This is a genomic window from Chitinophaga sp. 10T418 (genome assembly GCF_056394125.1).
The window spans coordinates 494,395-510,389 of the sequence record NZ_JBFTHG010000002.1 but is presented as its reverse complement, the minus strand read 5'-3'; the positions used below and the strand labels follow the sequence as shown (position 1 = coordinate 510,389).

The 15,995-nt window shown below is 46.1% G+C and carries 21 protein-coding genes; 9 read left to right on the top strand and 12 right to left on the bottom strand.

Annotated features, from left to right (window positions below; translation table 11 throughout):
• Nucleotides 1-384 precede the first annotated feature (384 nt).
• The 7 genes from AC1DCV_RS06465 to AC1DCV_RS06435 all read right to left on the bottom strand — a co-directional run bounded on the left by AC1DCV_RS06465 (nucleotide 385) and on the right by AC1DCV_RS06435 (nucleotide 5,143).
• Nucleotides 385-966 (bottom strand): YdeI/OmpD-associated family protein, encoded by a 582-nt coding sequence (locus AC1DCV_RS06465; RefSeq protein WP_477022416.1) that lies wholly within the window; start codon nucleotides 964-966, stop codon nucleotides 385-387.
• 5 nt (nucleotides 967-971) lie between these two features.
• The gene (locus AC1DCV_RS06460) at nucleotides 972-1,358 is read right to left on the bottom strand and encodes a DoxX family protein (RefSeq protein WP_477022415.1); all 387 of its coding nucleotides are present in this window, start codon (nucleotides 1,356-1,358) and stop codon (nucleotides 972-974) included.
• 6 nt (nucleotides 1,359-1,364) lie between these two features.
• A complete protein-coding gene (locus AC1DCV_RS06455) occupies nucleotides 1,365-1,829 on the bottom strand; it encodes an SRPBCC domain-containing protein (protein ID WP_477022414.1) in 465 nt (154 codons plus the stop codon).
• Nucleotides 1,830-1,831: 2 nt separating this feature from the next.
• Nucleotides 1,832-2,161 carry an ArsR/SmtB family transcription factor gene (locus tag AC1DCV_RS06450; RefSeq protein WP_441575625.1) on the bottom strand — a complete coding sequence of 110 codons (330 nt, stop codon included), beginning with the start codon at nucleotides 2,159-2,161 and terminating at the stop codon, nucleotides 1,832-1,834.
• Between the two features lie 101 nt (nucleotides 2,162-2,262).
• Complete coding sequence (locus AC1DCV_RS06445; RefSeq protein WP_477022413.1) at nucleotides 2,263-3,453, bottom strand: alpha/beta hydrolase family protein; 1,191 nt, start codon at nucleotides 3,451-3,453, stop codon at nucleotides 2,263-2,265.
• 88 nt (nucleotides 3,454-3,541) lie between these two features.
• Nucleotides 3,542-4,075, bottom strand: a complete 534-nt coding sequence (locus tag AC1DCV_RS06440) for a GNAT family N-acetyltransferase (RefSeq protein WP_477022412.1) — start codon at nucleotides 4,073-4,075, stop codon at nucleotides 3,542-3,544.
• Nucleotides 4,076-4,165: 90 nt separating this feature from the next.
• Nucleotides 4,166-5,143: a helix-turn-helix transcriptional regulator gene (locus AC1DCV_RS06435; protein WP_477022411.1), complete on the bottom strand. Its 978-nt coding sequence runs from the start codon at nucleotides 5,141-5,143 to the stop codon at nucleotides 4,166-4,168.
• A gap of 94 nt (nucleotides 5,144-5,237) precedes the next feature.
• On the opposite strand from AC1DCV_RS06435, the gene AC1DCV_RS06430 reads away from it, so the two are divergent.
• A complete protein-coding gene (locus tag AC1DCV_RS06430; protein ID WP_477022410.1) occupies nucleotides 5,238-5,873 on the top strand; it encodes a hypothetical protein in 636 nt (211 codons plus the stop codon).
• On the opposite strand, the gene AC1DCV_RS06425 is transcribed toward AC1DCV_RS06430, so the two are convergent.
• A complete protein-coding gene (locus AC1DCV_RS06425) occupies nucleotides 5,841-6,110 on the bottom strand; it encodes a hypothetical protein (RefSeq protein WP_477022409.1) in 270 nt (89 codons plus the stop codon). The two genes, AC1DCV_RS06430 and AC1DCV_RS06425, sit on opposite strands and share 33 nt — an antisense overlap.
• The gene (locus AC1DCV_RS06420) at nucleotides 6,107-6,646 is read right to left on the bottom strand and encodes a hypothetical protein (RefSeq protein ID WP_477022408.1); all 540 of its coding nucleotides are present in this window, start codon (nucleotides 6,644-6,646) and stop codon (nucleotides 6,107-6,109) included. The genes AC1DCV_RS06425 and AC1DCV_RS06420 overlap by 4 nt, the downstream gene beginning before the upstream one ends.
• 94 nt (nucleotides 6,647-6,740) lie before the next feature.
• Here AC1DCV_RS06420 and AC1DCV_RS06415 point away from each other — a divergent pair, with 94 nt between their 5' ends.
• From AC1DCV_RS06415 to AC1DCV_RS06405, 3 genes are all read left to right on the top strand, one after another.
• The gene (locus tag AC1DCV_RS06415; protein ID WP_477022407.1) at nucleotides 6,741-7,283 is read left to right on the top strand and encodes a hypothetical protein; all 543 of its coding nucleotides are present in this window, start codon (nucleotides 6,741-6,743) and stop codon (nucleotides 7,281-7,283) included.
• 166 nt (nucleotides 7,284-7,449) lie between these two features.
• Nucleotides 7,450-7,755 carry a DUF6660 family protein gene (locus AC1DCV_RS06410; RefSeq protein ID WP_477022406.1) on the top strand — a complete coding sequence of 102 codons (306 nt, stop codon included), beginning with the start codon at nucleotides 7,450-7,452 and terminating at the stop codon, nucleotides 7,753-7,755.
• A gap of 85 nt (nucleotides 7,756-7,840) precedes the next feature.
• Entirely contained in the window at nucleotides 7,841-9,883 is a 2,043-nt protein-coding gene (locus AC1DCV_RS06405) for a heavy metal translocating P-type ATPase (protein WP_477022405.1), read from the top strand.
• Between the two features lie 55 nt (nucleotides 9,884-9,938).
• Here AC1DCV_RS06405 and AC1DCV_RS06400 read toward each other — a convergent pair whose 3' ends face one another.
• The 3 genes from AC1DCV_RS06400 to AC1DCV_RS06390 all read right to left on the bottom strand — a co-directional run bounded on the left by AC1DCV_RS06400 (nucleotide 9,939) and on the right by AC1DCV_RS06390 (nucleotide 12,406).
• Nucleotides 9,939-10,751 carry an SDR family NAD(P)-dependent oxidoreductase gene (locus AC1DCV_RS06400; protein ID WP_477022404.1) on the bottom strand — a complete coding sequence of 271 codons (813 nt, stop codon included), beginning with the start codon at nucleotides 10,749-10,751 and terminating at the stop codon, nucleotides 9,939-9,941.
• Nucleotides 10,752-10,859: 108 nt separating this feature from the next.
• The gene (locus tag AC1DCV_RS06395; RefSeq protein WP_441575636.1) at nucleotides 10,860-11,447 is read right to left on the bottom strand and encodes a TMEM175 family protein; all 588 of its coding nucleotides are present in this window, start codon (nucleotides 11,445-11,447) and stop codon (nucleotides 10,860-10,862) included.
• Between the two features lie 71 nt (nucleotides 11,448-11,518).
• Nucleotides 11,519-12,406, bottom strand: a complete 888-nt coding sequence (locus AC1DCV_RS06390) for an alpha/beta fold hydrolase (RefSeq protein WP_477022403.1) — start codon at nucleotides 12,404-12,406, stop codon at nucleotides 11,519-11,521.
• A gap of 95 nt (nucleotides 12,407-12,501) precedes the next feature.
• Here AC1DCV_RS06390 and AC1DCV_RS06385 point away from each other — a divergent pair, with 95 nt between their 5' ends.
• The 5 genes from AC1DCV_RS06385 (at nucleotide 12,502) to AC1DCV_RS06365 (ending at nucleotide 15,970) form a co-directional block, all read left to right on the top strand.
• Entirely contained in the window at nucleotides 12,502-13,479 is a 978-nt protein-coding gene (locus AC1DCV_RS06385) for a helix-turn-helix domain-containing protein (RefSeq protein WP_477022402.1), read from the top strand.
• A gap of 197 nt (nucleotides 13,480-13,676) precedes the next feature.
• A complete protein-coding gene (locus AC1DCV_RS06380) occupies nucleotides 13,677-14,087 on the top strand; it encodes an NUDIX hydrolase (RefSeq protein WP_477022401.1) in 411 nt (136 codons plus the stop codon).
• Between the two features lie 24 nt (nucleotides 14,088-14,111).
• The gene (locus tag AC1DCV_RS06375; RefSeq protein ID WP_477022400.1) at nucleotides 14,112-15,044 is read left to right on the top strand and encodes a glycoside hydrolase family 43 protein; all 933 of its coding nucleotides are present in this window, start codon (nucleotides 14,112-14,114) and stop codon (nucleotides 15,042-15,044) included.
• A gap of 90 nt (nucleotides 15,045-15,134) precedes the next feature.
• Complete coding sequence (locus AC1DCV_RS06370) at nucleotides 15,135-15,638, top strand: anthrone oxygenase family protein (protein ID WP_441575641.1); 504 nt, start codon at nucleotides 15,135-15,137, stop codon at nucleotides 15,636-15,638.
• Nucleotides 15,635-15,970, top strand: a complete 336-nt coding sequence (locus AC1DCV_RS06365; RefSeq protein ID WP_477022399.1) for a hypothetical protein — start codon at nucleotides 15,635-15,637, stop codon at nucleotides 15,968-15,970. The genes AC1DCV_RS06370 and AC1DCV_RS06365 overlap by 4 nt, the downstream gene beginning before the upstream one ends.
• The last annotated feature ends 25 nt before the right edge of the window (nucleotides 15,971-15,995 follow it).

Sequence of the window (15,995 nt, the reverse complement as noted above, 5' to 3'; positions counted from 1 at the left end):
ATAAATATAAGATAATCCGGGGAACCTGTTTGAGGGGTAGATTGAAGATTAGCTAAAGGGAGTGTATGGCGTATTGCATAATATTCAAAGAGAGTGTATTGGGTATTTGAGAATGACAAATGCGAGTGTATGGGCATTTAGAGGATATTGAAAAAAGGATATTCCCCAGGGTGAAAACCTGATCCCAAATTGTACATATGGCGGTATACTTGTGATGTTGCGGCAGGACTTACATCAGCGGGCAAATAACAACCGTATTGGGAAACGAAAGTTTATGGGATACCCTACTTATAAACGGTTTTTCCCGGTATCCCTGAGATAGGGTACCGGTAACCGTGTTGCAGCTGTAGTTATTTTAAAGTTTAATTGATTTAGTCTTGGAAATTACAGATCGTTCAATCCTTTTCCATCGAGGATTTGCGGGATATATTTTTCTACTCTTGACTCCCTGGTTTTGGGTAGTTTGGCGGAAGTGAAATAAAGATTGTAGGCTCTCTGCCGTCCTGGTGTCAGCGCTTCAAATGCGGCTTTCAGGGCAGGCATTTTATTTAATTTCTTTTGAAATTCTTCCGCCACTTTAAAATCTTCGGTCTTTTTGAGCTTCACTTTCAAACCGGCTTTTTCCACTTCAATGGCTTCGAAAACATAAGTCTTCAAGATAGATTTCAGCTGCGTTATTTCTTTCACGCTGGTGAACCGGACCTGGCGTCCTGCCTGTACATTTTCGGATTGCCGGATAAGGATACCATTGGGATCACTTAACAGCGCACCTTTGAAAAACAACACCGCACAGTATTCTTTAAACACATGTATTAATGCGACGTTACCATCCTGGTACGTATAACAGGGACAGCCCCATTTCAATTCTTCCGTCAGCATACAATCAAGAAGGATGATTCTCAATTTCTTGATTTCTTCCTGCCATTTATTGTCGTTCTCAAAATAAAAATCAACTTTCGGATTCATGCTGTTTATTTATTGATGTTAACCAAAACGAGTCTTCTATCTGCGGGCCTGAAATACCAGGATATCACGGTTAGTGCCAGTAATAGCAAACAAGGTCCTATTTCCTTCGTGGTGCCTGCTGCGATATGGGAAAATGCAGCTCCGGTCATGGCAAAGAAAAAGCCTGCATATGCCCATTCCTTTAATAAGGCAAATTTAGGAATAAGTATCGCTACAACTCCCAGCATTTTCCAGGTGCCCAGTAGCGGTAGCAGGTAGTCAGGATAGCCCAGGTGAGCCGTGAAATCTGCTTCGCCTTTCACTTTCATCAGCTGCACTATTCCGGTAGATACCATGCCCAGTGACAGCCAGAGCGTGGCTATCCAATAGATGATTTTATTTCTCTTTGACATGATGTGTTATTTTAGTTTGTTAACAATTTCCTGTAAACGGTTATGTGCCATATTCATGCCTTTAGACATACCAATCTGTAAATACTGGTCTCTTTGTGCTATAGATCTGTATACGATATGCATGCTGAGTTTGCTGGTATCGTCCGTGAGAGCTTCAAATTCCAGGAATTCAAGCTGAATGCCAAACCCTGTATTCTCCATTTCAAAGGTCCGGGTGATTTTCTGGTCCGGAACAAACTCGTGGATGGTGCCACTGAATCCGTGCTTGTTGCCCCTAGGATCGGTTGTTTCAAATTGATAGCCGCCCTGCTTTTGGTTATCGAGTTTCAGCACTTTGGTACTCATCCATTGCTCCACAATTTCGGGATCTACGTAGGCCCGGAACAATAACTCCAATGGGAGGTCGAATTCCCTGGTTATTGTTAATTCCTGTTTGCCGTCTTCGGCATGTACTTTTGTTTTAGGCTCCATAGTTATTCCGGTTTTTTGGTTTTATATTTTTTCATGATGGATTCTAATTTATTAAAACGTTCATCCCACATTTGGCGGAATGGTTCAATAAAGTCTGCTATGGCTTTCATTTTTTTGGCATTGATATAATAGTGAATTTCCCTGCCCGTCTGCTTTTGCTCCAGCAATTCGCATTCGGTGAGTATTTGCAGGTGTTTTGAAACGGTCGGTCTTGCTGTGTCAAAATTGGCAGCAATGGCGCCTGCAGTCATGCCCTGTGTGGCTACTAATAGCAGTATTGCCCTCCTTGTAGGGTCTGCTATGGCTTGAAATACATCTCTACGCAAATTCATTATGTAGCTATTTGACTACAAATATAAGCGTAGTTATTTAACTACACAAATTTTTTTGAGAAAGTTTTCCTGGTTATTAAATGTTGTAACACGTTATAGCGCTATGGAATAAAATTGATGTCCCCTGAACTCTGCATACCCCGTTGATCCGTGACCGATAGGAACCAGATCTGCGTTCCGGCAGGTGGCAGGGGCGCCTTGAGGTACCGGCCCTGTATATCGGCTTTCGCCGTTTGCCATACTTTATCCTTTAAGCGTGTAGTCGTATCTGTGGTATAATGAATAAATGCGGCTGTAAGGGGAGTTGCTGACTGTACACGGGCACTGACCCCTGTTTTGGTAGTGATGCTTTTTTTGATCAGCGCTAACGGAGGCGTATGATTCAGATAGCTGTTGATGAAGCAGAAAATTTCTTCATTATCCCAGCCTGCATGGTGGCTGTGTTTCAGCCCCACTTTAACACAGAGGTTCCTGTTTTTTACCTGTTCATATGTTTTTTTATAACTGTCCAGGTAGAAATGTCCATCATTGGTTCCATTCACAAATAGCATGGGCATAACGGCCTTGCTGATATACTGTGAGGGATCATATTGTTGTACCCAGGTTTGCCGGTCTGCCGCGGGGAGCAAATCCAGTTCCTGGCGCATGGAACTGTTTTCAAACAGGTATCCGCAGCCATATACCGGCACCACCACCTGGTAGCGGTTATCCACGCCTGCCAGCAGAGAAGAAATGATACCACCCCAGCTGATACCGGTGAGGGCTATACGATTACTATCTACCTCCGGCTTGCTGCGTAACAGGTTATGCGCCAGGATTACATCTGCCACGGCCTGGTACATCCATTGTCCAGAGAGGGCAGGGGTGATGGTGAAATAGGGTGTTTTATTGTCGGGCTCCACAAAGCCATGTTCCAGGTGTACTTTACCCGGACCATTACCCCGCAGGTCCATGGCGATGGCGGCATAGCCTTTCTTCGCCCACATAATGGCCCATTCTTTAAATGCTGTACCGCCCCCGCCATGCACCAGCACTACCCCTGGCAGATCATGATCCAGACTTTTATTGCCGGTAACAGTGCCGGGAGTGGCGTAGTAGGCAAATACCTGCTGGGTGCTGTCATGATAAGGAAGTCCCTTATAAAGAATGCCTATCGCGGAATCCCTGCTGATCACTTCATAAGCAGGTGTTTGATAAATAGCAGGTACATCCCAGAGGGTATGACGGAGCTGACTTTTACCCGGCAGGGAGATCACAGCCAGGAGGAAAAACAGGATAGCATGTTTGTGCATAGGAGAGCAGATGATATCTCTAATATAGCGCAAACAGGGATGAAAACGAATCCCGCTGAATTTAGTACCGGTATTGGTGAAAATGTTGTTACAGCATCTTTCGCATCCACAGGGCAAGCTGCGGATCACTGCCCCGCATCATCACAGAGCTATCTGCTATTTCAAAATGATGTTGCCGGTAAAAGGCAATGGCCCGGGCATTCTTTTCCCATACGTTCAGCCATAGCTGATCATAACCATGATCGGTGGCGTAGCGGATGCAGTAGTCCATCAGCATCGCGCCAATCTTTTTTCCCTGTTGTTGTGTAAGCAGGTACAGTCTTTCCAGTTCAATGTAATTTTCCACCTCCTGCCGCTCCGGCCTGCCCTGCATATTCATTTTGGCATAACCTGCCCATTCACCTTCGCAGGTGGCAATCAGGAAGATGGTATGTGGCTGCTGCCATTCCCGGAGGAATTGATCTGGGTGAAATGCTTTGCCGATATAGGCTGTCAGATCGTCTTCCGGCATTTGCCCGGTAAATGCTTCCCAGAAGGACTGTCCGGCCATTTGGGATAATGCAGGCATGTCTTCATAGCATGCTTCCCGAAGCGTAATTTTTCCATCAGTCGTTGTATTCATCTCTCGAAAAGTGATTAGAATAACAAAGCTGAGGTATCCTGCGGGATGACACCCGGAAAATCAGGATTAAAACTTGTAAAATCGGGAGCATTATAATTGCTTCGGGCTTACCCCATACTTTTTTTTGAATGCCTTGCTGAAGTAAGCAGGGGAGGCGTACCCGGTTTCATAGGCTACTTCGCTGACATTTTTGGTACTACTCCGCAGCAACTCCCTGGCCCGTTCCAGCCGGTAATGAATGAGGAAGTCTATCACGGAAGTATTGAACAGCGCTTTAAAGCCGGTCTTCAGTTTAAATTCATTGAGGCCGGCGAGCCTGGCTAAACCAGAAAACTGAACCGGATCTGCGTAATGGCGGGTGAGGTAGTCTTTGATGAAATAAAGTTTCTCTTTGTCTGCCGCACTCTTTACAACCGTATTTTTTTCGGGAGATATTCCTGCGCTGGCATCTGCAAATAATAAAAATAATTCCACTGCTTTTGAGCGCAGGTAGATCTTTTTCATGTTGGAATGAAAGCGGCAGTGGAGGATGTCGTCAATACATTTTTCCATGGCATCATTCATGGACAGCCACTGGTTGGAAAACAGTGCAGGCTGACTGTTAGCCGCCTTGCCGGCAAATTGATCCATGGTAATGCGCCCTTCTGCAATCAGGTCCTGGAAACAGTTTTGGGTAATTTGCAGGGAGAAGATTTCCGAGTGATCGTCTATATGCGACATGCTGCTATCCAGTTCTGCTGTATACAACATATTGTATTGTCCCCGTTCTATGGAAAAGCTTTTTGATAACTGCCGGTAGTTGATCCGGGTACGGCCTCTCCGGTTGAAATAGATCTTTACAGCGTCAATATCATTTTTGATACCATAGGTGGTGGCCTGTTGCTGCCCCAGTACTGCATGCGCGAGCCGGAAGCCTTCAAAGCACCAGTTTTGAAAGGTCATGTCCGCATGCTCCATACCTATGTTGTCTATGCTTTCTACCAGGTCGGCTGAATTGAGATCTGTACCGGAAATAGCGTTCCGGTAAAAGGCGGTTGGTTGTTGCGGATTATTGAAGAGCAGCGGCATATGGTGCAATTAAGGAATAAATTTACAATAATTTCCGGGGTCTGTTTTTCAGTAGCTTTACTATGGTATCCATCTCCCGGAAAATCATTTATGTATGTTACAAAACAGAGTAGATCCATTTGGGAATATTATCCGCAGCAGCGCCCGTGGCACCTGGATGGGCAACCGCGGCATCCTGCATGATGAGCAACAGCATATTCAGCGGTCTTTTAAGTTGAAGGCCTGGATCACCTGTGTGCTGCAGTTCAAAAACCGGAAAAGAACGGTGATGGCGCCACATCGCTATACGGAGCTGTTTTTCCGCGATGAGGCCACCGCCTTTGCCGCTGGTCACCGACCCTGTTTTGAATGCCGCAGAGCTGATTACAATCGTTTTAAAACCTATTGGCTGAAAGGTAATGCGGAATATGGCTTTGAAGCAGGTGTATCTATTCAGCAAATAGATAAAATATTACACGGGGAAAGAATAGACCGGCAAGGAGTAAAAGTGACGTATACGGCTTCCATCCATGATTTGCCGGATGGTTGCTTTATTGTATACCACGACCAGCCGTACGTGGTTTTTAAACAGGCGTTGTTTTTATGGTCTCCCGAAGGGTATACGAAAAAAGAAATGTTTCCTGAAGAGGAAATGGTGCAGGTACTCACGCCCAAATCTATTGTCAACGCATTCCTTGCGGGTTATGTGCCGGAGGTGTTATTGCCTGAGAAATTTATACAGGCGGAGTAAATAGAAAACAACGACGAATACAAGTACCATGTCTATCGCCATGACCAACCATTTGAAGGTAATATGATCTTCCATCTGCTGTGTAGCAGCATTCATTCCAACGCTATGCCGGTAAAAAGTAAACGGAAAGCCCATGGTGGTAGCGCCATCATAAGCCAGGCCCCCATGGTAGGAAATGCCGGTGATGATGCAGCATACAATGACGGAAAGTATCAGCCAGGTAGTGGTGGATTTCATTCACTGTATTTTTTAAAAGATCGGATAATCCGGTCTACAGTGGCATCCTTTTCTTTACTATTCTTTCCACCAGCGTTAAATGTAGCCGAATAGGTTTTCCCATCCAGGTTAAAAACGGTGAAGGAGCCTGCGATGAGTTGCTCCTGTATCAGACATTCAAAGTAGACTCTCAGTGCCTGCAGACTGCCTATTCTGAGGGCTTTCATCTTTGATACCAGTTTAAGGGATATATCCCGTTTAGTCATAGATTCCGTGGTGTTGCGTATCAGTATTTCCATGTAAACGTTTAAATCCAAGGTGTCATTAAGTCTGGAAATGATCAGGTCTCCACCTGTATTATCGGGATTCTTATCCTCAATGGTGATCAGTCGGGTGCCCACTGTGGTGTCGGTTTTATCTTTGGTAACGTTCCAGTTGGGCGGTAGGTTCATGGTGAGCCCCTCGGAGGTATACGGGTGATCACGCTCAGGCCCGTTTGAGCAGGCTGCGAATAAAAGGAACAGGCAGATGAATATTTTACCGGGAGTCATTTTCATTGAATTAAACAAAAGCTACGTGCAACAATATACGGTGGCAAAATGTTACCATAGAGCTAAGTACAGCACTCAAGGTAAATAGAAAATACGTACTATGAAAAAGATACTTTTTTTTGGGCTGTTCCTGCCGCTTTTCAGCGCCGCCCAGAGTGGAAAATTACTGAATGGTTATATCTACGGTATGGTTAATGACGGGGCTGTAGGCGGTGGTATTATCGGTAATGTGTCGTTGTTGCACAATACGATTGCAGTAGGACCAGGGGTAGAAGTAACCTCCTATAATGATCATGTAATGATTCCCGTATTTGCAGACCTTAAAATCAAACATCAGTTCCTCCATATCGAACCCTATATTACCGGCCAGTTTGGCCGCAACGCTTATAATGTAAGTCGCACTGAAAATATTAACGCCGCTGCCGGCGGACAACAAGCCATTACGTTTAATGAATCCGGAAAATACTTTTATGGAGTGGGGGCTGGTCTTGCATGGCACTTTCCCAAAATAGGCATTTTTGCGTCCTATATCTATCGCGGCTATAAATACCGTTATCCTGACCGGATTGAATCAGATGGGCAGGTTAATTTCGGTGATAAATCAGTGAACGTAAGTGTGATCGCTGCCGGTATTGTATTTTGAAGAATTATCTTTTTACAGACAAAGACTTTACCCGATAAATTATGCACGCGTTTAAAATAAGTGCATCGCTGTATCAATTATCTGTAGGGCATTTACAACGGAGTTGCAATCTTTTTTAACGAAAGCGTTACCTATTTTTTTACCTTTATGCTATCGGATAATTAGCATGAGATTGATTTCTTATATATTGACCCTCCTGGTTTTGGTGCTGAGCTGTATTCCCTGCAGCGACAAGGCAACAACGAGGGTGACTGCTATCCAATATACTGCTCCTGCGGGAGCGCAACACGCACATATAGATGCATGTTCACCCTTTTGTATCTGTGCGTGCTGTGCTACGAATCCGGTGCTGTCTGAGCACATTGTTTATTCGCTCTACCACCCGGATCTTTCTGTCACACATCCTGTATTCTGTTGCTCGTTTGTGCAGGAACTCCCTTTTGCTGTATGGCAACCTCCTCAATTGGTGTAGTGTAGTATAGTCGTCATCGTTATAATGTCCTTATCTCTTCACGTGATAAAAGGGCTCCCCATTTTTCCTATCTAAAAAAAGTATTATGATGAAGTCAACAGCAGCAGAACAGCAGACGGATAAAGAGATTGTAACAGTCACCAACGCTTCCCAAAACGGTCATCAGCATGATGCGGACCATGATCATAACCATGAGCATGGCGGCGTATTTGGAAAGAATACAGAACTTTTTTTCAGTATCATCTGTGGCGTATTACTGGGACTGGGATTTGCTATCAGTTTTATTCATTCACTGCCGGCATGGCTTAGTTTATCTTTATATATAGGCGCCTACTTTTTTGGTGGATTTTACACCACGAAAGAAGCCGTTGAATCTATTGCCAAAGGGAAATTTGAAATAGATTTCCTGATGCTGGTAGCCGCCATAGGCGCCGCCATTCTGGGCGACTGGGAGGAAGGGGCTTTATTGCTTTTCCTGTTCAGCATGGGCCATGCACTGGAACATTATGCCATGAATAAAGCGCGTAAATCAATTGCTGCGCTGGCAGAACTGGCGCCTAAAACAGCCATTGTAAGACGTAACAATGAAGAGAAAGAAATTGCTATTGAAGAACTGCTGGCCAATGATATTATCATTGTAAAACCCAACAGTAAAATATCTGCCGATGGTATTGTTATAAAAGGTAGCAGTAGTGTGAATCAGGCGCCTATTACCGGCGAAAGTATTCCGGTAGATAAAACACCGGTAGCAGATCCGCAGCAGGCCGATAAAAATGTGAGTGCCGAACATAAAGTTTTTGCCGGCACCATCAACGGCAGCCAGGTGCTGGAAATAAAAGTTACCAGCGTGGCCGCAGATTCAACACTGGCCAGACTAATCAGGCTGGTGAATGAAACGGAAGCACAGAAATCTCCCACACAATTATTTACCGATAAATTTGAAAGATATTTTGTGCCGATAGTATTGATACTGGTGGTATCGTTACTGTTCGCTTTCCTGGTGATCGATGAAACATTCAGTCAGAGTTTTTACCGCGCTATCTCCGTACTGGTGGCTGCCAGTCCTTGTGCATTGGCTATTTCCACGCCCAGCGCGGTGTTAAGCGGTATTGCGCGCGCTGCCAGGAGTGGGGTGTTAATCAAAGGCGGTGGCCCACTGGAAGAACTGGGCAGTTTAACGGCGCTGGCATTTGATAAAACAGGTACGCTGACAGAAGGTAAGCCGCAGTTAACTGCTGTGGTAGCGTTAAACGGCGTTACAGAAGAAGAAGTATTACAGGTAGTCATAGCCGTAGAGAAGTTAAGTGATCATCCGTTGGCTGCCGCCATTGTGAAAGGCGGGCAGGAAAAACTGAAACGGGAAGTAGCCGCTGCGGATGGACTGATGGCCGTTTCCGGCCGTGGTGTAAAGGCTACCTGTCAGGGCAAACAAATTGTGATCGGCAACGCGGGGTTATTTGAGCAGGAGGGCAAAAAATTGCCGGCAGGTGTGATCAGCCAGATTGATCAGCTGGAGAAGGAAGGTAATACTACTATGGTTGTTCAGCAGAACGAACAAATCATAGGACTGATTGCCCTGATGGATGTACCCCGTAAAGAAGCGGCAGCTACGCTGGCGCAGTTGAAAGAAATAGGGATCAAAAAAATAGTGATGCTCACCGGCGACAACCAGCAGGTAGCTACTGCTGTGGCTAATAAAATCGGTATCGCAGATGCCTGGGGTAGTTTGCTGCCGGAACAAAAAGTGAAGGCCATCGAGGATTTAAGTCAGCAGGAAGGAAAAGTAGCGATGATCGGCGATGGTGTAAATGATGCGCCGGCGATGGCGAAAAGCACCGTGGGTATTGCGATGGGGGCTGCAGGATCTGCGGTAGCATTGGAAACGGCGGACATTGCACTGATGGCGGATAAACTGGATAACCTGCCTTTTGCCATTGCCTTGAGCAGGAAATCGAAAGGTATTATCCGTCAGAATTTGTGGATGAGTTTAGGTATGGTGGCGGTGTTGATTCCGCTGACGATCATAGGTGTGGCTTCCATAGGAGTAGCCGTGATTGCACATGAAGGATCTACATTGCTGGTGGTGTTTAATGGATTACGACTACTGGCATTTCAAATGAAGAAGTAATAAATCAGGAAACGGGAAACGCCACAGGTATTTATCTGTGGCGTTTCCCGTTTTATTATTGCAGGAAAGGGATCGTCATCATTTTATAATTCAGCGCGGCAGTAGTTCCTGCAGTTACATCGATGGTGACGCCGGTAATTTTACCGGCCATTTCTGAAGCCAGGAATACGGCGGTATTCGCGATATCTGCCATGAGTGGAAGTGCTTTGAGCATGGTATCATCTTTCAGCTTTTCTAAAAATGCAGGTACTTCCGGAGCGCCGGAGTTGATGGCATCGAGGAAGGGGTGAGAGTCCGGGGAACCGGCAGAACGTATATTTACTACGCGCACACCGTTGGGTCCCAGCTCAGATGCCAGCCCTTTTACAAAGCTTTCTATGGCGCAACAGGCAGGTCCAAAACCACCTACCAGTGGATAGCCGATGCCTCCCGGGGTAGCCGTTAGCGTTAAGATGGTACCGGATCGTTGTTTACTCATTTGTTTGCCGGCAGCGGTGGCGGTGATGAAGTGTGTGCGCATTGCTGTTTTTACCGGATGCACAAAATCGTCCGGGTCCATATCCAACAGGGGGATATTCTGTTTGGCTTCTATGCCGATCAGGTTAAAGGAGATATCCACTGCGCCGGTTTGGGCCACCACCATGTCCAGGTGGGCGTTGACTGCCTGCTGATCCAGCGCGTCTACTACGGCCACTTCTGCCAGGCCACCGGCAGCAATGATCTCGTCTGCTACTTTTTGCACCGGCGCCAGGCGATGTCCGGTCAGGAATACGTGGGCACCCGCCCGGGCAAAGGCACGGGCTACTGCGCCGCCAAGGGAATCGCTTACACCATATACAATGGCGGTTTTGTGTTGTAGAAGGAGCATCCGGATTTATTTTGTTACCACAAACGTAACGCAAAACGGATGCTTGTATGGTGTGTGAAAAGGACAATAACAGCGGCGTATTGCGCCAATTTTTCCATAGGAGAACAACTATTCCCCTTCTTCTTCCAGTGCACGGGCAATATTCTCATCCGGCACCAACCAGATAATAGCTACCAACAGGATTAAGGCGCCTGAAACGGGGGTGCTGACATAAGCCATGGGAATAGCCAGTATATATAATCCTACTGATATCATCCCTTTCCTGCGCTGCCGGTTCAATACCGTTGCCATCACGGCTTCATGAGGATTGGATTTCATAATGGCCTGTTGAAGGATCGTAAAGGAAGCCCCGCAGAGCATGAGGAGTACCGCATACAGGACAAGCGTATGTGGCGCAAAATGATTTTCTCCCATCCATGCCGTGGCAAAAGGAATGAGGGACAGGCAGAACAGCAGAAACATATTGGCCCAGATAATACCGGGTGTTACTTTTCTGACGGTGTGACAGAGGTGGTGATGGTTACCCCAGTAAATACCAACATATATAAAGCTCATGATATAACTGAGTACAACAGGATATAATGGTAGTAAATCTTTCCACTCCCCGCCATGTGGTGTTTTAATTTCCAGCACCATAATGGTGATAATAATAGCGAGTACACCATCGCTAAAAGCTTCCAGCCGACTTTTGTTCATATAGGTGATTAATTCCGGATTAAATATCAGGCTTAAATAAACGACTTTGCATTCAAAATAGGAAATATCTGTCAGTTAGTAATTGGTAAACGACCTTGAAATTTAAAAAAATTCAACAGCACTTCCGCCACTTTTAACGGTTGCTCACTGTTGTCGGCCGCGATATGGCCAAGTCCTTTCAGATAAATACGCCTGGCTTTGGGGATGATTTGCTGTAAACTGTCAAGCGCTTTCTCTAAATAATCTATGCTTTTTGTGCCGCCCAACAGCAGTATGCTTGCTTGTATATCTTTGATCTCCGGCAACAGCCGTGCGGAGTCGTTAATAACAATGCGGTCCTGACTGAAGTTCTCCACCAGTACCCGCAACGGAATTTCGTCTTCAGCAGGTTTTTTCAGCTGGCTTTTCATTTGCCAGTTGATCAATGGCGCGGTGATGAATGCCGGAAGTTTACTAAATAATGAATTATCGCCTGTGTCTTTAAGGATAGCGACAAAGGCCCGGCCATAATTATTATCCTTCAGGGCATTTTGATAAGGCCCTTCTATTTTATTGAATGGGTTTTCGGCAATCGCCAATGGCGGCTCGTAAAGCGCTATTTTTTGCAAACCGTTTTCCAGCAACAAAGCCTGCAATGTAATAACCGCGCCGGAACTTAGCCCGAAAATGTTAACTGTTTTCGTCTGGTGGATGATGGCAAGGAGGTCATTAGCTTCCGTTAGCAGGTCGTCACCGGCCTGATAGGGCCCGCTTAAGCCCCGGCCACGGCGATCCGGCAGATAAACGGTGAAATCAGCTGCCAACGCCTTAGCCAGTTCCGTGAAGTTCAGGGAGGATTGCAGCGCGCCATGTAGTAATATCAGACCAGGGCCATTTCCAATTTGCCGGTAACCAATACGGGTGCCATCAGCAGAGATCACCCAGTCGTTTTTAAATCCTTCCGTAAGTTTTGTTTGCATTTCTGACTTCTTATGTCTATTTTATCCTTAAAGAAACAAATGTAAGGGTTGGGTATCTAATAGCAGGGCATCAAACGGAGCAATATGTACCATTTATGGAAACCAGGAAAAAACTCAGCAATTGCGCAGAAATGCCGCCGGTTAATATGGAGTCCGTTCTTGCCGTAGCGCGTGGGACGACACAGCAGTTCACTGTTTCCACTCAGGGGAACGAGCAAAAGTTAAAATTTGTTGTAACCGACACCATGGGTATCGTCGACAGGACTATTATTACCGATACCGAAACAGCAGCTGTCCGTTATAAAAACTGGCTGCCAATGGTTGAACTCAATTTTATGCTGGCGGGTACAGCAGGCTTCGTTTATGATAGTCAATTACCCGCCAACACGATGACAGCAGGAGATCATCAACTATTATTCAACCCATCGGGGGAGGAAACGAACCAGGTGATGCATGGCGGCACCCATCGCTTATTTTCAGCCCATCTGTTACCGGATTATATGGCTGGTCTTTTTTCCGGTTATTTGCCGGAATTGATGCCATTAGCAGAAAAGATCGCTAACAGGGAACCCTTTGTTTTGCAATCGCCTTCAAAGGCACTAAGCCAGGATTTTAAATATTTCTTCACTACATTCTGGGATGCGCCCTCAGCTCCCGGATTAGGTAAACTATATTTTGATGCGAAGATCCTTGACCTGTTATGCCGTCAATGCGAAATATTGATCGGGCATCCCCCCAAAGACAGCCAGATATCCAAAACAGACCTGGAAAAGGTATATCATGCACATGCCCTGGTGTTGGAGCGGCTTGGTGATCCGCTTTCACTATCCGCACTTTCCCTGCTTTGCGGGCTCAATGAATTTAAATTAAAAAAGTATTTTAAACAGGTTTTCGGCACCACTGTTTTTGGCATGTTACAGGAAGAAAGATTGAAAGCGGCCCGGTACCTGATCAAAGAGGGTGAAAAAAACATTTCCCAGATCGCTTATGAACTGGGCTATGCCCATCCACAGCATTTTCAGCGGGCTTTTAAAAAACGTTTCGGACTAACGCCGACGGAACTATTGAAATAGTTTTCCAGTCGATGTATATCTAAAGTCTACATCATTTCCGGTTACGCAGAAAGCCACTTACTTTGGCGCTACTGTGACGGACCTGACTACCTGCTTCCGGTAAATAACTGTTTTTAAATATTAAGCCCTGCTTTATTGTAAGGAAGGGCTTTCTGCTATTTTACTTTTTAATACGCCGGCTTTATTATTTTTGCGAGATGAGTTACATAGATTGTGCCGGCCTTATCGTAGTTAAGGATCGCAAACTATTACTGGCATTCAGTAAAAATAAAGGCGCCTGGTATTTGCCGGGAGGGAAGATAGATGCCGGCGAAACGCCGCTGGCAGCATTACAGCGCGAAATCCATGAAGAGTTGAATATGGAATTGGCGGCGGATAGTCTCCAATGGTATTATCATATCACGGCGCCGGCTTTTGGTGAAATTAATCTGCAGATGAGACAGGATTGTTTCCTGCATGAGTTGCAACAAGTACCCCGTCCTTCTGCTGAAATAGGCGCGATCCGTTATTTCAGTTTGGAAGACTATCTGAAAGAAGCGCAACAGGTGCCGGGTGTGCTGACAGCATTTAAAAAGCTGCAGGAAGATGGGCTGGTGGATGCCGTTTAATTTCATCTTTCTTTAAATATGGTTATGAAACAAATCTTTCTTTTTATTTTCCTGTGTGGGCTACTGAAAAGCGCCGCAGGCCAACAACCTGTATATATCTTTTCCTTTTTTAAAGATAACGGGCAGGATGGCCTGCACCTGGCGTATAGTCATGATGGTTATAACTGGAAAGAGCTGAATAATGGTCATTCTCTGCTGCAACCAACCGCCGGTGACGATAAACTGATGCGGGACCCCTGCATTATCCGGGGAGCCGACAGCTTATTCCATATGGTATGGACCGTGAGCTGGAAGGAGAAAAGCATTGGCTATGCATCTTCTCCGGACCTGATCCATTGGTCGGCGCAACGGGAAATCCCGGTAATGGCGCAGGAAGCAGGTGCGTTGAACTGCTGGGCGCCTGAAATTACCTATGATGCCCGGCATAAGGAATATATGATCTACTGGGCCACCACCATACCGGGGCGCTTTACTGCGGGCGAGACAACCGGTGATGACAAATACAATCACCGGTTGTATTATGTTACTACAAAAGACTTTCAGCAGTTCAGTTCTGCAAAATTGTTATATGATCAGGGGTTCAATGTAATTGACGCCACCATTGTTCCGGATCATGGCCGGTATATGATGTTCCTGAAAGATGAAACCAAAACGCCGGCGCAGAAGAATATCCGGATAGCCGTGAGTAAGTCGCTTACCAGTGGCTATGGCAAGCCTTCAGCGCCTATTACCGGAGCTTATTGGGCGGAAGGGCCTACTACCCTGAGGCAGGGCAATAAATGGATCGTGTATTTTGACAAGTATACCCAGCACAGTTATGGTGCGGTGGAATCTACAGATCTGAAAACGTGGAAAGACGTTTCCGGTAAATTATCGATGCCGGCCGGTTTACGGCATGGCACCGTGGTACCCATCTCGGCAAAGGAATTTGATTACTTACTTAAAAGTATCCCGTAAAAAGGGGATTTCTGCCCCGCTGTCGGTTTTGTTCTATTTTCAGGTGCCTGCCAGTAGTAATTTGCACCAAGAAATAAAAATAACGCCGATATGTTTAAGTTTTCCACTGTACTGCTGATTATCACAGCCACTTCTACCGCCCTGATGGCGGGTCTCTTCTACGCCTGGTCCTGTTCTGTGACTATTGGTATTGCGCGCCTCCCGGATAGTGCCTATTTAGCCGCTATGCAGGTCATGAACCGGGCCATCCTGAATGGTTTCTTTCTGAGCCTTTTTATGGGCACACTGATATTATTGCCGGTTTGTACCTATATGCACTACCAGCAGCCCCTGAGCGGTGCTTTCTGGTGCCTGCTGATTGCCACCTTTGCCTACGGCATCGGGGTGTTTGGGGTAACCATGGTGGGTAATGTACCCATGAATGATGCCCTGGACGTTTTTAATATCCAGGCAGCTTCCGCCCAGGAACTGGCGGCGCAACGGCTCCGGTTTGAAGGTCCGTGGAACAGCCTGAACCTGGTAAGGGCCATCTGTGGCACCATCGCTGTGATATTCGTCATTATTGCCTGTATCCTTACAAACAAAAACAAATGAAAACATACGCTATTGTAGCCATCCTGCTGCTGGTAGCCGCCCTGGCCAGCTTCCCCTTTCATCCCAACCGTGCTGCCACCAGAGGCGTACCTTCTGATAACGCCCGGTTGAAACAAACCGCTTTATCCGTGTTGACGCAGAAATGTAATGTTTGTCATAGTGTATACAACCCCGGAAAAGTATTTACGGCAGACAATATGGAATCCCTGGCACCGAAGATCTATAAACAGGTATTTGTGAAAAGACGGATGCCTAAAGGAAGGGATATCAAATTAACGCCGGAGGAAGAGCAGCTGTTGAAAGGATGGCTGGAAACAAAAGTGCCGATGTAACCGTAGCTGCCAACAACGGAGATCA

What these genes read in the sequence shown, in the direction of transcription:
- AC1DCV_RS06465 (WP_477022416.1), bottom strand. Translation starts at nt 966, where the DNA reads ATGAATCCGAAAGTTGATTTTTATTTTGAGAACGACAATAAATGGCAG.
- AC1DCV_RS06460 (WP_477022415.1), bottom strand. Translation starts at nt 1,358, where the DNA reads ATGTCAAAGAGAAATAAAATCATCTATTGGATAGCCACGCTCTGGCTG.
- AC1DCV_RS06455 (WP_477022414.1), bottom strand. Translation starts at nt 1,829, where the DNA reads ATGGAGCCTAAAACAAAAGTACATGCCGAAGACGGCAAACAGGAATTA.
- AC1DCV_RS06450 (WP_441575625.1), bottom strand. Translation starts at nt 2,161, where the DNA reads ATGAATTTGCGTAGAGATGTATTTCAAGCCATAGCAGACCCTACAAGG.
- AC1DCV_RS06445 (WP_477022413.1), bottom strand. Translation starts at nt 3,453, where the DNA reads ATGCACAAACATGCTATCCTGTTTTTCCTCCTGGCTGTGATCTCCCTG.
- AC1DCV_RS06440 (WP_477022412.1), bottom strand. Translation starts at nt 4,075, where the DNA reads ATGAATACAACGACTGATGGAAAAATTACGCTTCGGGAAGCATGCTAT.
- AC1DCV_RS06435 (WP_477022411.1), bottom strand. Translation starts at nt 5,143, where the DNA reads ATGCCGCTGCTCTTCAATAATCCGCAACAACCAACCGCCTTTTACCGG.
- AC1DCV_RS06430 (WP_477022410.1), top strand. Translation starts at nt 5,238, where the DNA reads ATGTTACAAAACAGAGTAGATCCATTTGGGAATATTATCCGCAGCAGC.
- AC1DCV_RS06425 (WP_477022409.1), bottom strand. Translation starts at nt 6,110, where the DNA reads ATGAAATCCACCACTACCTGGCTGATACTTTCCGTCATTGTATGCTGC.
- AC1DCV_RS06420 (WP_477022408.1), bottom strand. Translation starts at nt 6,646, where the DNA reads ATGAAAATGACTCCCGGTAAAATATTCATCTGCCTGTTCCTTTTATTC.
- AC1DCV_RS06415 (WP_477022407.1), top strand. Translation starts at nt 6,741, where the DNA reads ATGAAAAAGATACTTTTTTTTGGGCTGTTCCTGCCGCTTTTCAGCGCC.
- AC1DCV_RS06410 (WP_477022406.1), top strand. Translation starts at nt 7,450, where the DNA reads ATGAGATTGATTTCTTATATATTGACCCTCCTGGTTTTGGTGCTGAGC.
- AC1DCV_RS06405 (WP_477022405.1), top strand. Translation starts at nt 7,841, where the DNA reads ATGATGAAGTCAACAGCAGCAGAACAGCAGACGGATAAAGAGATTGTA.
- AC1DCV_RS06400 (WP_477022404.1), bottom strand. Translation starts at nt 10,751, where the DNA reads ATGCTCCTTCTACAACACAAAACCGCCATTGTATATGGTGTAAGCGAT.
- AC1DCV_RS06395 (WP_441575636.1), bottom strand. Translation starts at nt 11,447, where the DNA reads ATGAACAAAAGTCGGCTGGAAGCTTTTAGCGATGGTGTACTCGCTATT.
- AC1DCV_RS06390 (WP_477022403.1), bottom strand. Translation starts at nt 12,406, where the DNA reads ATGCAAACAAAACTTACGGAAGGATTTAAAAACGACTGGGTGATCTCT.
- AC1DCV_RS06385 (WP_477022402.1), top strand. Translation starts at nt 12,502, where the DNA reads ATGGAAACCAGGAAAAAACTCAGCAATTGCGCAGAAATGCCGCCGGTT.
- AC1DCV_RS06380 (WP_477022401.1), top strand. Translation starts at nt 13,677, where the DNA reads ATGAGTTACATAGATTGTGCCGGCCTTATCGTAGTTAAGGATCGCAAA.
- AC1DCV_RS06375 (WP_477022400.1), top strand. Translation starts at nt 14,112, where the DNA reads ATGAAACAAATCTTTCTTTTTATTTTCCTGTGTGGGCTACTGAAAAGC.
- AC1DCV_RS06370 (WP_441575641.1), top strand. Translation starts at nt 15,135, where the DNA reads ATGTTTAAGTTTTCCACTGTACTGCTGATTATCACAGCCACTTCTACC.
- AC1DCV_RS06365 (WP_477022399.1), top strand. Translation starts at nt 15,635, where the DNA reads ATGAAAACATACGCTATTGTAGCCATCCTGCTGCTGGTAGCCGCCCTG.